The organism is Citrobacter sp. SX206, from assembly GCF_024181025.1.
GTDB classification, from domain to species: domain Bacteria; phylum Pseudomonadota; class Gammaproteobacteria; order Enterobacterales; family Enterobacteriaceae; genus Citrobacter; species Citrobacter youngae.
Window position 1 is genome coordinate 3,519,227 of the sequence record NZ_CP049738.1, and the last position, 14,836, is coordinate 3,534,062.

At 52.5% G+C, this 14,836-nt stretch carries 14 protein-coding genes; 5 read left to right on the forward strand and 9 right to left on the reverse strand.

Annotation, left to right across the window (positions count from 1 at the left end):
• Positions 1-8: 8 nt before the first annotated feature.
• From sbcD to araJ, 3 genes are all read left to right on the forward strand, one after another.
• A complete protein-coding gene (gene sbcD, locus G8S19_RS17145) occupies positions 9-1,211 on the forward strand; it encodes an exonuclease subunit SbcD (protein WP_048212453.1) in 1,203 nt (400 codons plus the stop codon).
• Positions 1,208-4,351 carry an exonuclease subunit SbcC gene (sbcC, locus tag G8S19_RS17150; protein WP_253685586.1) on the forward strand — a complete coding sequence of 1,048 codons (3,144 nt, stop codon included), beginning with the start codon at positions 1,208-1,210 and terminating at the stop codon, positions 4,349-4,351. Before sbcD ends, sbcC begins: the two co-directional genes overlap by 4 nt.
• A gap of 194 nt (positions 4,352-4,545) precedes the next feature.
• The gene (gene araJ, locus G8S19_RS17155; RefSeq protein ID WP_253686644.1) at positions 4,546-5,715 is read left to right on the forward strand and encodes an MFS transporter AraJ; all 1,170 of its coding nucleotides are present in this window, start codon (positions 4,546-4,548) and stop codon (positions 5,713-5,715) included.
• A gap of 4 nt (positions 5,716-5,719) precedes the next feature.
• Here araJ and mak read toward each other — a convergent pair whose 3' ends face one another.
• Complete coding sequence (gene mak / locus G8S19_RS17160) at positions 5,720-6,628, reverse strand: fructokinase (protein WP_137364704.1); 909 nt, start codon at positions 6,626-6,628, stop codon at positions 5,720-5,722.
• A 91-nt stretch (positions 6,629-6,719) separates the two neighbouring features.
• Between mak and rdgC the strand changes: the two genes are divergently transcribed.
• On the forward strand, positions 6,720-7,631 hold the full coding sequence (gene rdgC, locus G8S19_RS17165) for a recombination-associated protein RdgC (RefSeq protein WP_253685588.1): 912 nt from the start codon (positions 6,720-6,722) through the stop codon (positions 7,629-7,631).
• 49 nt (positions 7,632-7,680) lie between these two features.
• Here rdgC and ppnP read toward each other — a convergent pair whose 3' ends face one another.
• From ppnP to G8S19_RS17185, 4 genes are all read right to left on the reverse strand, one after another.
• On the reverse strand, positions 7,681-7,965 hold the full coding sequence (ppnP, locus tag G8S19_RS17170) for a pyrimidine/purine nucleoside phosphorylase (protein ID WP_003021477.1): 285 nt from the start codon (positions 7,963-7,965) through the stop codon (positions 7,681-7,683).
• 71 nt (positions 7,966-8,036) lie between these two features.
• The gene (locus G8S19_RS17175; protein ID WP_061067404.1) at positions 8,037-8,714 is read right to left on the reverse strand and encodes an AroM family protein; all 678 of its coding nucleotides are present in this window, start codon (positions 8,712-8,714) and stop codon (positions 8,037-8,039) included.
• A gap of 278 nt (positions 8,715-8,992) precedes the next feature.
• Positions 8,993-9,538, reverse strand: a complete 546-nt coding sequence (aroL, locus tag G8S19_RS17180) for a shikimate kinase AroL (RefSeq protein WP_048212458.1) — start codon at positions 9,536-9,538, stop codon at positions 8,993-8,995.
• 184 nt (positions 9,539-9,722) lie between these two features.
• Positions 9,723-10,178 carry a YaiI/YqxD family protein gene (locus G8S19_RS17185; protein ID WP_253685590.1) on the reverse strand — a complete coding sequence of 152 codons (456 nt, stop codon included), beginning with the start codon at positions 10,176-10,178 and terminating at the stop codon, positions 9,723-9,725.
• Between the two features lie 188 nt (positions 10,179-10,366).
• On the opposite strand from G8S19_RS17185, the gene proC reads away from it, so the two are divergent.
• The gene (gene proC, locus G8S19_RS17190; protein ID WP_048212460.1) at positions 10,367-11,176 is read left to right on the forward strand and encodes a pyrroline-5-carboxylate reductase; all 810 of its coding nucleotides are present in this window, start codon (positions 10,367-10,369) and stop codon (positions 11,174-11,176) included.
• 14 nt (positions 11,177-11,190) lie between these two features.
• Here proC and adrA read toward each other — a convergent pair whose 3' ends face one another.
• From adrA to G8S19_RS17210, 4 genes are all read right to left on the reverse strand, one after another.
• On the reverse strand, positions 11,191-12,306 hold the full coding sequence (adrA, locus tag G8S19_RS17195; protein WP_101741821.1) for a diguanylate cyclase AdrA: 1,116 nt from the start codon (positions 12,304-12,306) through the stop codon (positions 11,191-11,193).
• A 91-nt stretch (positions 12,307-12,397) separates the two neighbouring features.
• The gene (psiF, locus tag G8S19_RS17200) at positions 12,398-12,718 is read right to left on the reverse strand and encodes a phosphate starvation-inducible protein PsiF (RefSeq protein ID WP_048212462.1); all 321 of its coding nucleotides are present in this window, start codon (positions 12,716-12,718) and stop codon (positions 12,398-12,400) included.
• A gap of 147 nt (positions 12,719-12,865) precedes the next feature.
• On the reverse strand, positions 12,866-14,281 hold the full coding sequence (gene phoA, locus G8S19_RS17205; protein ID WP_061067402.1) for an alkaline phosphatase: 1,416 nt from the start codon (positions 14,279-14,281) through the stop codon (positions 12,866-12,868).
• A gap of 104 nt (positions 14,282-14,385) precedes the next feature.
• The gene (locus tag G8S19_RS17210) at positions 14,386-14,628 is read right to left on the reverse strand and encodes a sigma-S stabilization anti-adapter protein IraP (RefSeq protein WP_048212464.1); all 243 of its coding nucleotides are present in this window, start codon (positions 14,626-14,628) and stop codon (positions 14,386-14,388) included.
• Positions 14,629-14,836: the final 208 nt, after the last annotated feature.

Sequence of the window (14,836 nt, forward strand, 5' to 3'; positions counted from 1 at the left end):
GAACTCTTATGCGCATCCTCCACACGTCTGACTGGCATCTGGGCCAAAATTTCTACAGCAAGAGCCGCGCCGCTGAACACCAGGCCTTTCTCGACTGGCTGCTGGAAACGGCACAATCCCATCAGGTGGATGCCATTATTGTGGCAGGTGATATTTTTGATACCGGTTCACCGCCAAGCTATGCCCGTGAGCTGTATAACCGTTTTGTCGTTAATCTGCAGCAAACCGGCTGTCATCTGGTGGTGCTGGCAGGCAACCACGACTCCGTCGCCACACTCAATGAATCCCGCGATATTCTGGCGTTCCTCAACACCACGGTCGTTGCCAGCGCCGGCCACGCGCCGCAAGTGCTACCTCAACGCGACGGCACGCCGGGGGCTATCCTGTGTCCGGTTCCTTTCTTACGTCCGCGCGACATCATTACCAGCCAGGCTGGGTTGACCGGGCAAGAAAAACAGCAGCATTTATTAGGTGCAATCACCGACTATTACCAACAGCAATATCAGGACGCCTGCGCGCTGCGTGGCGACCAGAATCTGCCAATTATTGCGACAGGGCATCTGACCACCGTCGGCGCCAGTAAAAGTGACGCCGTACGCGATATTTATATTGGGACGCTGGATGCTTTTCCGGCACAAAATTTCCCACCGGCGGATTACATCGCGCTGGGACATATTCACCGGGCACAGGTCATCGGCGGTACGGAACATATTCGCTATTGCGGCTCCCCGATTACACTGAGTTTTGACGAGTGCGGCAAAAGCAAATGCGTCCACCTGGTGAGCTTTGAAAACGGTAAGCTGAGCGCCGTTGAAAACCTCATCGTACCAGTAACCCAACAACTTGCCGTATTGAAAGGCGATTTAGCGACGATTAGCGCACAGCTGGAACAATGGCGTGGCACGCAACAGGAACCGCCGGTGTGGTTAGATATAGAAATCGCGACCGATGACTATCTGCATGATATGCAGCGCAAAATCCAGACTCTGACCGAAGACTTACCGGTAGAAGTCTTATTGGTGCGTCGTAGTCGTGAACAACGCGAGCGCATCATGGCCAATGAACGACGTGAAACGTTGAGTGAATTAAGCGTGACGGAGGTGTTTGACCGCCGTCTGGCGCTGGAAGAACTCGACGATCCACAGCGTGAGCGCCTGAATCAGCTGTTTAGCACTACCTTACACACGCTCGCCGGGGAGACCGAAGCATGAAAATTCTCAGCCTGCGTCTGAAAAACCTCAACTCTCTGAAAGGGGAATGGAAAGTTGATTTCACGGCAGAGCCTTTTGCCAGCAACGGGCTGTTCGCCATCACCGGTCCAACCGGTGCCGGGAAGACCACCCTGCTGGACGCCATTTGCCTCGCGCTGTACCATGAAACACCACGACTCAATACCGTATCGCAGTCGCAAAACGACCTGATGACTCGCGATACGGCGGAATGTCTGGCCGAAGTTGAATTCGAAGTCAGAGGCGAAGCCTATCGCGCATTCTGGAGCCAGAACCGCGCGCGCAATCAACCAGAAGGTAACCTGCAGGTTCCGCGTGTCGAACTGGCTCGTTGCGCCGATGGCAAAATTCTCGCCGATAAAGTTAAAGACAAGCTGGAAATGACCGCCGAGCTTACCGGGCTGGATTACGGCCGTTTTACCCGCTCGATGCTGCTGTCTCAGGGCCAGTTTGCCGCATTTCTCAATGCCAAACCGAAAGAGCGCGCCGAACTGCTGGAAGAGCTGACCGGCACAGAGATTTACGGCCAAATCTCCGCCATGGTGTTTGAAAAGCACAAAGCAGCGCGTACGGAGCTGGAAAAACTGCAGGCCCAGGCCAGCGGCGTGGCGCTGTTAGCACCAGAGCAGGTACAGTCTCTGACAGAAAGTTTGCAGGTACTTACTGACGAAGAAAAACAGCATCTTACCCGTCAGCAAATCCAGCAACAGCATCTTAATTGGCTCATCCGACAAAATGAGCTACAGGCAGAAGTAAGCCGCCACCAGCAAGCATTACAGACCGCAAAAGAGGCGCAAGATAAAGCACAACCGCAGCTGGCGACACTCAGCCTGGCACATCCCGCCAGAGCATTGCGTCCGTACTGGGAGCGAATTCAGGAACAATCCGCCACGCTACGCCGAACACGACAGAATATTCAGGAAGTGAATGCTCGCTTACAAAGCAGCTTAGCGCTGCGCGGGCGCATCCGTCAGCAGGCACAAAAACAGTCGGCGACCCTGCTCACCGAACAGCAGGCGCTAACCGACTGGCTGAACGAACATGACCGTTTCCGCTTATGGAGCAGCGAACTGGCAGGATGGAAAGCGCTATTGGCACAGCAATCTGACGCTAACGAGCAGCTACGTCAGTGGCAAAAACTACGCGACAGCGACGTGCGCAAGCTGGATGCACTGCCGCTTCCCTCGTTGGCCCTTAGCGCGCAAGAGGTCACGGTAGCGCTGGCGCAGCACTCACAGTTGCGTCCATTACGCCAGCAACTGAGCAATCTGCATGGACAAATTGCGCCGAAACAAAAACAACTGGTACAGCTACGCACCACAATTCAGCAGCGCCAGCAGGAGCAAGCACAACGCAACGCGGCCCTGGCAGAAAAACGTCAGCGCTATAAAGATAAAAATCAGCATCTGACCGATGTGAAAACGCTCTGCGAACAGGAAGCACGGATTAAAGATCTGGAAAGCCAGCGTGCTTTACTGCAGTCCGGACAGCCTTGTCCGCTTTGTGGCTCCACGACACATCCGGCCATTGAGCACTATCAGACCCTCGAACTCAGCGTCAATCAGGCGCGGCGTGAAGCATTAGAAAAAGAGGTCAAAACGCTGGCCGATGAGGGGTCAACGCTACGCGGGCAGCTCGACGCGATAACCCAACAGCTACAGCGCGATGAACGCGAGGTACAGACGCTTTCTCAGGAGGAGCAAGCACTTACTAAAGAGTGGCAGACGCTGACTACCAGTCTGAACATAACGTTGCAACCGCAGGATGATATCGCCCCCTGGCTTGCAGCCCAGGAAGAACACGAACAACAGCTTCACCAGTTGAGCCTGCGTCATGCCCTGCAGGCACAAATTACTGCACATTCCGAACAGATAACCCAGCTTCAACTGCATATTGAACAGCGGCAGACTACGCTTCTCGCTGAATTAGCCCGCTACGGTCTGTCGCTTCCTGCCGATGACGATATCACCGCCTGGCTTAACGCACGTGTGGGAGAAGCGCAGATGTGGCAGCGTCGCCAAAATGAACTGACCGAGCTCCAGGCGAAAATGGCACAGCTTGCGCCATTGCTGGAAACATTGCCCGAAACCGGCGCGAAGGAAGAAACGACAGAAAGCCTGGCGCTGGAAAACTGGCGGCAGGTGCACGATGACTGCCTCTCATTACAGGGCCAGTGGCAATCGTTGCAACAGCAGGAAGCCCAGGAGGCACAACGCGCAGCAGAGATTCAGGCACAGTTTGATAGCGCATTGCAGGCCAGTGTTTTTGACGATCGCGACACCTTCCTTGCCGCCCTGCTTGATGAAGAGGCGTTTAACCATCTTGAGCAGCTTAAGCAATCGCTGGAAGGCCAGCTACAACAGGCGCAAACGCTGGTTAATCAGGCCCAGCAGGCACTGGCGGCTCATCAACAGCAGCAACCAACAGAAGTGGATCTCACGCTGACGGCGCAGCATCTGCACGATGCACTGGCGCAGCTCACGCAACAACTGCGGGATAACACCACGCGCCAGGGCGAAATTCGCCAGCAGCTCAGGCAGGATGCCGAAAACCGCCAGCAGCAGCAGACCCTGATGCAAGAGATTGAAAAGGCCTCACTGCTGGTCGAAGACTGGGGTTACCTGAATGCGCTGATCGGCTCGAAAGAAGGTGATAAATTCCGCAAATTTGCCCAGGGACTGACGCTGGATAACCTGGTCTGGTTGGCCAACAACCAGTTAACCCGTCTGCATGGTCGCTATCTGTTGCAACGCAAGGCCAGTGAGGCGCTGGAACTTGAAGTGGTGGATACCTGGCAGGCCGATGCCGTGCGTGATACCCGCACGCTCTCCGGCGGCGAGAGCTTCCTCGTGAGCCTGGCGCTGGCGCTGGCGTTGTCCGACCTGGTCAGTCACAAAACACGTATTGACTCCCTGTTCCTCGACGAAGGTTTCGGCACGCTGGACAGTGAAACGCTGGATACCGCCCTCGACGCGCTTGATGCGCTCAACGCTACCGGTAAAACCATTGGCGTGATCAGCCACGTTGAAGCGATGAAAGAACGTATTCCCGTGCAAATCAAGGTTAAAAAAATCAATGGATTAGGTTACAGCAAACTCGACAAGATGTTTGCGGTAGAGTAATCACCCTGTGGGTGTGGTTTCACAGGCCGGATAAGCGTAAGCACCATCCGGCATAATACATAGCACGATCGTGAATACACAAAGACGGATATGAAATGGCAATCTCTTTTTCTTATCCGCAAGCTATCCCTTTATTGGCGGCGAGCATTCAGCGCTGTGGCGCACATCCTGCGTCTTTATTGTTGGCAGGTAGTATGAAAAAAGTCATTTTCTCTTTAGCCCTCGGGACGTTTGGGCTGGGCATGGCCGAGTTTGGCATTATGGGCGTCTTAACCGAACTGGCGCGTGACGTGGGCATTTCCATCCCCGATGCTGGCCATATGATTTCGTTTTACGCCTTTGGCGTTGTCATCGGCGCACCCATTATTGCCGTGTTTTCCAATCGTTTTTCGCTTAAGCATATTCTGCTGTTTCTGGTCACACTCTGTGTCGTCGGTAATGCCATCTTCACCCTCTCTTCCAGCTATTTTATGCTGGCGGTAGGCCGGCTGGTCTCCGGGTTTCCACACGGGGCATTTTTTGGCGTCGGCGCGATTATCCTGTCAAAGCTGGCGCGCCCTGGTAAAGTTACCGCCGCCGTTGCGGGTATGATTTCCGGCATGACCGTCGCCAATCTGATTGGCATTCCCATTGGCACCTGGCTGAGTCAGACGTTTAGCTGGCGCTACACGTTTCTGCTGATTGCCGTGTTTAACATCGCCGTTATTCTGTCGGTTATGTTTTGGGTACCCAACCTCCGCGACGAAGCAAAAGGCAGGCTACGCGAGCAATTTCACTTTCTGAAAAGTCCCGCACCGTGGCTCATTTTCTCCGCCACCATGTTTGGCAACGCCGGTGTTTTTGCCTGGTTCAGCTACGTAAAACCCTACATGATGTACATCTCTGGTTTCTCCGAAACGCTGATGACTTTCATCATGATGCTGGTTGGGCTGGGGATGGTGTTGGGCAACCTGCTGAGCGGTCGACTGTCTGGTCGCTACACGCCGCTACGCATTGCGGTAGTAACTGATTTTGTGATTGTACTGGCCCTGCTGCTGTTTGCATTCGGCGGCATCAAAACCGCCTCGCTGACGTTCGCCTTTATTTGCTGCGCGGGTCTGTTTGCGCTATCAGCACCGCTACAAATTTTACTGCTACAAAACGCGAAGGGCGGTGAACTGCTGGGGGCGGCCGGTGGGCAAATGGCCTTTAATCTGGGTAGCGCAATTGGCGCTTACTTCGGCGGCTTAATGTTGACGTTGGGCTTTGCCTACAACTACGTCACGATCCCTGCGGCTCTACTGTCTTTTACCGCGATGTCATCACTGCTGATCTATGGTCGCCTGAAGCGCGGCGTGCAACAACAGGTTGCACCCGCGACATAAACGTTTATGCCTGCGGCCACAGCCAGGCCGCGCCACGCACGCCACTGGAGTCACCGTGTAACGCCTTGCGCAGAGGCGTTTCACACTCACCGCCAAAAACAAACTGCTTCATCAACGTCGGGACGTGTTGATACAGCCTGTCGACATTGCTCATTCCCCCGCCCAGTACAATGACATCCGGATCGAGAATATTCACCACATGCGCTAATGATTTCGCCAGGCGTAATTCATATCGGCTCAGCGCCTGTTCCGCCAGCGCATCCTGTTCGTTAACCAGACGGATAATTTCACTGCCTTTTAGCGGATTTCCGCTCAGGCGATGATAATCAGTGGCAAAACCGGTCCCTGAGATAAAGGTTTCAATGCAGCCTTGCTTGCCGCAATAACAGGGTACTTCCTGCCGATAGCGCAGCTCATCTTCGTCCATCCACGGCAGCGGATTATGCCCCCACTCGCCCGCCGTGCCATTCCCACCGGTATGCACCCGGCCATTTAGCGCCACGCCGGAACCACAGCCGGTACCAATTATCACCGCAAACACGGTTTGCGCCCCCGCCGCCGCGCCATCCACCGCTTCAGACACCGCCAGGCAGTTGGCATCGTTTGCCAGGCGGACTTCGCGGTTCAGTCGGGTACTCAGGTCTTTGTCAAAGGGTTGTCCATTGAGCCAGGTCGAGTTGGCATTTTTCACCACCCCAGTGTAGGGCGATATTGAACCGGGAATGCCCATCCCCACGGTTCCCATCTGTCCGGTGGTTTTTTCCGCCATCTCCACCAGCGCGGCGATGGTTTCTATCGTTTGCCGATAATCATCACGCGGCGTAGGCAGGCGATGGCGAAAAAGCTGTTCGCCTGCATCGCCAAGCGCGATAACTTCCGTTTTTGTACCGCCTAAATCGATACCTATACGCACTGTTTGCTCCTCTTCCCGATTAACAATGCAAGCATAGCGACAATTCGCTATCATGCCCGCTGGATTTAACGACAAGGCCGTGGAAATTATCATGCTGTGGTTCAAAAATTTAATGGTTTACCGTCTTAGCCGCGATGTTTCTTTGCGTGCCGAAGAGATGGAAAAACAGCTGGCATCAATGACGTTCACCCCTTGCGGTAGCCAGGATATGGCAAAAATGGGCTGGGTTCCGCCGATGGGATCGCACAGCGATGCATTAACGCATACCGCCAATGGCCAAATTATTATCTGCGCCCGCAAAGAAGAAAAAATTCTGCCGTCGCCGGTTATCAAACAGGCGCTGGAAGCCAAAATATTCAAACTGGAAGCTGAGCAAGGTCGTAAACTCAAGAAGACCGAAAAAGACTCGCTGAAAGATGAAGTTCTGCACTCATTGCTGCCGCGCGCCTTTAGCCGCTTCAGCCAGACAATGATGTGGATCGACACCGTCAACGATCTGATCATGGTCGACTGTGCAAGCGCGAAGAAAGCGGAAGATACGCTGGCGCTGCTGCGTAAAAGCCTCGGTTCACTGCCGGTTGTCCCGTTGACGATGGAAAACCCTATTGAGCTAACGCTGACCGAATGGGTTCGCTCCGGCACAACGGCACAGGGATTCCAGTTGCTGGACGAAGCCGAACTGAAAGCGATGCTGGAAGACGGCGGCGTGATCCGCGCGAAGAAACAGGATCTGGTTTGCGATGAAATTGCCGTACACATCGAAGCAGGCAAACTGGTCACCAAACTGGCCCTCGACTGGCAGCAGCGCATTCAGTTCGTTATGTGTGACGACGGCTCCATTAAACGTCTGAAGTTTAGCGACGAGCTGCGCGATCAGAACGAAGATATCGACCGCGAAGATTATGCTCAACGTTTTGATGCCGATTTTATCCTGATGACAGGTGAACTGGCGGCGCTGATTAAAAGCCTGGTGGAAGGATTAGGCGGCGAAGCGCAACGTTAGCCCTGTTTAGCGAATGGCGACACAATATCGCCATTCGTCATTTTTACGCTTACAAATAGCGGCAAAGATAGGATGTTGGCTCTGCCACCTGCAGATGAAACTCACTGTTGCCCGGTACGTTAAACACGTCTCCTGCGGCATATACTTTCCACTCGGTTTCCCCTGGCAGCAGCACGTTCAGTGCGCCACTAACCACCGTCATCTCTTCAGGCGCCGCAGTACCAAAGGTATATTCACCTTCAGCCATCACGCCTACACTGGCGCGGCCAGTACTGCTGCTGGTAAAACCGATCGATTTTACTTTGCCGGAAAAGTATTCATTACTTTGAAGCATACAACTGGCCCTATCTCGTGATTAAGTTGATAACCAATATAGGGGTCTGGCGTTGTACCTGTCACGCAAAATTAAGCGAGCAACTCGGATGCCAGTCGGGCAATCAGTACGTTAGACAGAAGAACCGGGACATCCAGAGACTTTTGCAGTAAATCACGATGGCGTTGGTTAAAACCCAAACAATCCAGCATGATCACATCCGCGCCCTGCTCAAGCAGATCTTTTCCGGCATCAATCAGCTGTTGTTCAGAACCGTGAATCGGGTTTGCCACGGCATAGACGGGGGACGTCTGTAGCACCTGCCATTTTTGTTCCTGGGCCTGGAGCAACTCGGCGACTGGCACAATCACCCCAACCTGGTGCCCTTCCACAATTGAGGCCACCAGGGGAGGAATAATTCGTAAAGGCTCCAGCAGGATACTATTGCGGGCCGTCAGGCGGGTAATTAAGGCCGTGCTCATCAGCAAAATAACGTCAAAACCCTGGTTATCCAGCACTTCAACAATACTTTGCAAATCGCGCTCGACTTTCTGGCGCGAGACATGAGCCAGTTGATGGTCGCTCAGCAGCGTCAATAACGACTCGTCGCCGGGCGAGACCGCATACTCGGCCATCACATCTTCTCGCCGCATCTGTCCCAGCAGGCTGTGGTGAGTAATGTGTTGTTCATCGATATATTCCGTCAGGAGCGGTAACACCTCACACATCGGCACAACACCAATCGTGAGGATAGCCAACGACGTACTCATTTGTTGCTCCACCGTCTTCTTACTTTGCCGTGAATTCCCGGACAAATGCCGGGTACTGACCTGCGCTACAAATGCTCAAAAGCGTAGCAGCAGATCGGTGATGCATAGTGTAAAGATTCCTAATCATTCCAGTACTATATTGTTATCGCTTAATTTTCACTTTCCGCGGTATAGCAGGAGGTTCGAAAATTGTGATACAGGCACGCTCCGGCAGAGGACAGATAATATATCTGCACGCACGGGATGGAGTGGAAAGGTCGGTCTATATCGGGAAGCCCTTAACAATAAGCTCCGCCCTGTAGCCGTGACCGGGCTTGCGACAGTATCACAAGAATATCAGCCACAACCTGCGAAGGTTCATTCGTCGCATCAACAATATAATGCGCCGCTTCACGATACAGCGCATCGCGCTGCTCAAGCACTTCCTGCACTTCTTCGGTTAATGGCTTGCCAGTTAACGTCGGGCGCAATCCTTCCTCAGGCGCCTCTTCCAGGCGGTTTACCAGTACCGATACTGGTGCGTTTAAATAGATGACCATGCCGTGACTACGCATGTAGTGACGATTATATTCAGTAAGAATAATACCGCCGCCGGTCGCTACGACTGTTGAGGGGGCCGTAACGGCCTGCAGGGCGGTCGTTTCCTGGGCGCGAAAACCTTCCCATCCTTCTCTTTCAACAATTTCAGCCACCGTCATCTGCAGATGTGATTGCAACCAGCGATCGGTATCAACAAACTGAAAGTCGATGGCTTTCGCCAGCGCCATACCGGTTGTCGTCTTACCACACCCCCGGGGGCCAACAAGATAAAGCGGTTGTGTCATCACAGAAGTTCCCCAGAGAACCGCAGGTAAGCGGGATCTGATGCTGTTAAAGTTATAATCATACCATCAAACTAGTACATCACCAAAGTGTAAAGAATATATTCCAATAAGGCGATAAAATTGATTAAACCCTACTATAACAAGAATTCACAACGAAGAAAGTGTAAAAAATAAATTACAATTATTATTTTCTACGTTGAACTTCCAGCCACCACTTGTCCAGTTCAGCCGCAAAATGTTGCCTGTCACGCGGCGAAAGGCTGTCAGGTCCCCCGGTCTGGATCCCGCTGGCACGCAGCGTATCCATAAAATCACGCATCGTCAGACGTTCACTGATCGTTGCCTCGGTATAGCGCTCACCGCGCGGGTTGAGCGCCGCAGCGCCTTTTTCAATGACTTCAGAGGCCAGCGGGATATCCGCCGTGACAACCAGGTCTCCAGCGCTGCACTGGCGCACAATTTCGTTATCGGCGACATCAAACCCGGCCGGAACACGTAAGGTGCGGATAAAACGCGAAGGCGGAACGCGCAAACTCTGATTGGCGACCAAAATGAGCGGCATCTGCATCCGCTCGGAGGCCCGATATAAAATTTCTTTAATCACATTCGGACACGCATCCGCATCCACCCAAATCGTCATAACACCTCCAGACATATGTGCAATTGCACATTGTCTCGTGCTTTTACTTTCAGGCAAAGCGCTGTTTCTTCTTCTGAACGCCTTCATTCCGCGCTAAGCTTAGCTTTCCCAGATTTACCCTAAATAATTCAAGTTACTTGAAGGATTATGGGTATAAACAATGAATATCACGCATAGGGAGTGACAAGATGGACAAGAAAATTGGTTTTATCGGCTGCGGAAATATGGGTAAAGCGATTCTTGGCGGCCTGATCGCCAGCGGCCAGGTACTCCCCGGACAAATCTGGGTCTATACCCCCTCTCCCGATAAAGTCGCAGCACTGCACGATCAGTACGGCATAAATGCGGCGCAATCTGCGCAAGAAGTCGCGCAGATTGCAGATATTGTCTTTGGTGCCGTGAAGCCAGGCATCATGATTAAGGTGCTGAGTGAAATCACCTCCAGCCTGAACAAAGATTCCCTGGTGGTATCCATTGCGGCGGGCGTCACCCTCGATCAACTCGCCCGCGCACTGGGTCATGACCGTAAAATTATCCGCGCAATGCCTAACACGCCGTCATTGGTCAATGCAGGAATGACGTCCGTCACCCCAAATGCGCTGGTAACACCGGAAGATACTGCTGACGTGTTGAATATTTTCCGCTGCTTTGGCGAAGCCGAAGTCATCGCAGAATCGATGATTCACCCGGTCGTTGGCGTCAGTGGTTCAGCCCCGGCCTATGTGTTTATGTTTATCGAAGCCATGGCGGATGCCGCCGTTCAGGGCGGCATGCCACGCGCGCAAGCATATAAATTCGCGGCACAGGCGGTCATGGGCTCGGCGAAGATGGTACTGGAAACGGGTAAACATCCTGGAGAACTAAAAGATATGGTGTGCTCGCCTGGCGGAACCACCATTGAGGCAGTGCGCGTCCTCGAAGAACGCGGCTTCCGTTCATCAGTCATCGAAGCGATGGTTAAGTGCATGGAACAATCAGAGAAACTCAGCAAATCCTGAGTGCAAGTCGGACGTCAGGCCGCCGCTTCAGTACGGTTACGTCCGGCATTCTTTGCTTTGTAAAGCGCCATATCCGCTGACTTCAACCACTCCCGGTAGTGCTCTGTTTCAGAAGTCAGCGGAGCAACACCGACGCTAATCCGCAGGGCTACTTGCGGAGCACAGGACAAGCGTAACTGGCTAAGTCGTTCATGGACGCGCGACATCGCTGCGATGGCGCTGGCTGCAGGTGTTCCGCACATAATTACCGCAAACTCATCACCACCAAAACGCCCAATCACATCACTGCCGCGCAGCGTCATTTGCAACTGACGCGTCAGCGCAACAATCGCCTGATCCCCAACATCATGACCCCAGGTATCATTGATGCTCTTAAAATGGTCGATATCGATAATAAGCAGCGTGGCATCACGTTGCTGACGACGGCAATTATCAAATTCATTGCGCAGCAGTAGCTCCCAATGGCGCCGATTATAAACGCCGGTCATTCCATCCCGCGTACTCATTACCTGCAGACGGCGTTTATGCTCCGCCAATTTGATCACCGTCTGGTAGCTAACCCAGGCAAACAGCAGCGGGTAAATCACCAGTACCGGCAGCGACAACAGCACGCTCAGTTGCGTACTGCTAAAAACGACCGGAATATCCGTTAACTGTAGCGTCACCAGACATGAAACCACCATCAACACGACGCCAGCGATGAATAATCGCACCCCACCTGCGCCCATCAGGTTAATGCAGATAATCATCAGTAGCGCCGTGGATGGCAGCAGGTTTGCCCCCATGATCCCCACCCACATGCCAGCGAGGATCGCATCGGTTTTAATATTCGTAAATTCACTGTACAGCGGATCTTCCGCTTTGCTCGCCAACTGCCACGCCAGGTGCGGCCAGACAAACGCCCATCCCACCAGTAACAGCCACCAACCTCCGGTTATGGGTTGCGAGACTAATACCGACGCAATGGGGAAAAACATTCCCCCCAGCCCGACTGCGCGAGGCAGTCTTATCCGTCGGGCAAATCGCAGACCGGAACGTTGGTGGTCGTTTTGATGAAGCGATATAAATGCTTCATTCGGTACGGCCTTCTTTTGATAAAAGTTTTCATCATTCATCGTATTTGGGAATATTCTGAAACAAATTTCCCAAATTATAGAAAGGGGTCTGGCGGCGGAAGTATGATATTTCGGGTGAGCGATTTTATCCGCTCACCCGTATGTATTACGCAGCTTTTTTCAGGCAAGCGCTCATAAATTTTTTACGATCGTCGCCTTTCAGCGACTGCTCTGTTGCCTGAACGTTGCATTCACGCATTTTCTGCTGCTGCGGCGTCAGACTCTTTTCATCAGGCGCAGACTTACTGTTTTTCAGGCAATCACTCATATATGTCTTCCGGGCATCCCCTTTTAAGGTCTGCGCCGTCGCCTGCTGGTTGCAGGTGGTCATACGCTGTTGTTGCGGGGTTAACGTCTTCTCGGCAGCGCCGACGGTAGTTAAGAAAACCAGGCCAAATAATAGGGTAACGAGCAATGTTATTTTCATAGCACCATCCTGTTGTGAGTATTCACTCTACACGTCACCTTTCAAGCAACCTCGATGTTGGCTGCCTGAAGGATGACGTGTAGTAAGTCTGGTTGCTGACGCAGAAATAGCCACCTCATTATTAAAATTAAGTGACCAAATAGCAGGTTACTTCAGACCTAACGCCGCTTTCATGGTGTAAAACAGGTCAGTCTGATCGGTCAGGCCTACCACATTCGCCGCATGCGGACCATAGGCAGCAATGCGCAGCTGGCTGCCGGTATGCTCCTGAGATTCCTCTTCCGAGTTGCCATAGCTGATAACCATCACCGCACCATCTTTGGTATTCAGCGCCTGAGTCAGGCCAGGGGCTTTGGTGTCTGGCGCAACAATCTGGCTGGCATGCGCGTGGTCAGCGGTCACGACAACCAGCGTGTTGCCGTCTTTCTTCGCGAAGGCCAGCGCGCGCTGTACAGCTTCGTCCAGATCGACCGTTTCACCAATCTGACCGCACGGGTTTGCGGCGTGATCCTGCTTATCGATGGACGCGCCTTCTACCTGCAGGAAAAAGCCTTTTTCATTCTTACTTAACAGCTCAATCGCTTTATCCGTCATCTGGGCAAGCGTTGGCACCGTGTCGTTACGTTTTGGATTTGGCGTACAGGTCACGACTGGCTTATCAAGGTTACCGTGGTAAGACGCTTTTGGCCCTTCCCAGCGTACCGGCATGTTGCCGTCAGAGAACAAACCTAACAGCGGTTTATCCTGATTCGCTTCGGTAATGGCTGCCAGCGTCGCGGTATCACTGACCATCTGATAACCACGGGCCTGAGCCTGTTCGCGCAGCGTTTTCCCCTGCCACTCGCCCGCAGCAGCGGTCTCAGCAAAGGTTTTTGCCCCGCCGCCCAGCGTAACGTCAGCGCGGGCATTCAATAATTGTTCGGTGATTGACCCTTTACCGCCTTTTTCCAGCGCATTCGTCGGGCATTTCTCAGCGGTGACGCTCGGTCCGTAACATTTACGCGACGTCACATGCGCAACCAGCGCGGCGGGGGTGGCATCCTGCAATTCAGCAGTGGATACGTTGCCTGTCGCCAGACCGGCCGCTTTAGCCATTTCCAGAATAGTGGCGTGATCTTTTTCGTGAATATCAACGCCCAGCGCACCGTTATATGTTTTAACACCGGTCGTCCATGCCGTCGCAGAGGCTGCGGAATCGGTCACATAGTCAGGTTTACCCGTTTTTTTATCCAACGCGTAGTGCGTGTATTGTCCGGTCAGGGGTAACGCATCAATACCTTTAAAAAAACCACCCGCGCCTTCTGCATAATTTCGCGCAGCGGTAATTTCCGAGTCCCCCATACCATCACCGATCAATAAAATAATATTTTTGGCCGGTTTATCGTTCAAAGAATCTCGTAGTGCTGCCGTTTGATCAGTCGTTAATCGACGCGCTCCACCCGGTGTGGTGATATCTCCCTGTGCGGCACGATTATCCATAGCCGCTACGGTAGATGTTTCTGCATGAATAACCGGGGTAAACAGCAAGGGTAACAGGGCAATAGCGAGTGCGCTTTGTTTCACTTTATTTTCTCCATGTACAAATACGGTAAAATTAAAACAAAGCGACTATAAGTATTTGATGTGACACTTTTATGATAATTCGTGGATAAGTATCTGCAGATATCTCAACACGTTTTAGGTACGTTCTCGCCAGCACTGTGCATGGTCGTCAGAAATGCAGGCATTTGACTTACCCCTGCCAGCGCGTCTTCTATTTGACGAATCAGTGTTTGCTGCTCATTTGTTGCCATGTTGCGCAGCATTTCCATGATGACCCGCTCTAACGTTGCGACTTGCGCGGCCAGGTCTTGCGACTCTTCTTCTTTTTGGGCGAGCTTAAGTAACAACTCAGTGATGAGATTTTTCATTTTCGTATTCCCTTAACTAAATAAAGGCCACGTTATCACTAAGACTCACAACTTCCTAGAGGATGAAAGTTGTATTTATTGCAGAAATAAAACGTTTTGCGAAAACAATCACAACACAAAATAAGGGAGAATAACGCTTTCTGCAGAATAATTCAATATAAAAGGGTAAGGAGATTAATAGTCACCCAGATATATAATCTTCAATTAT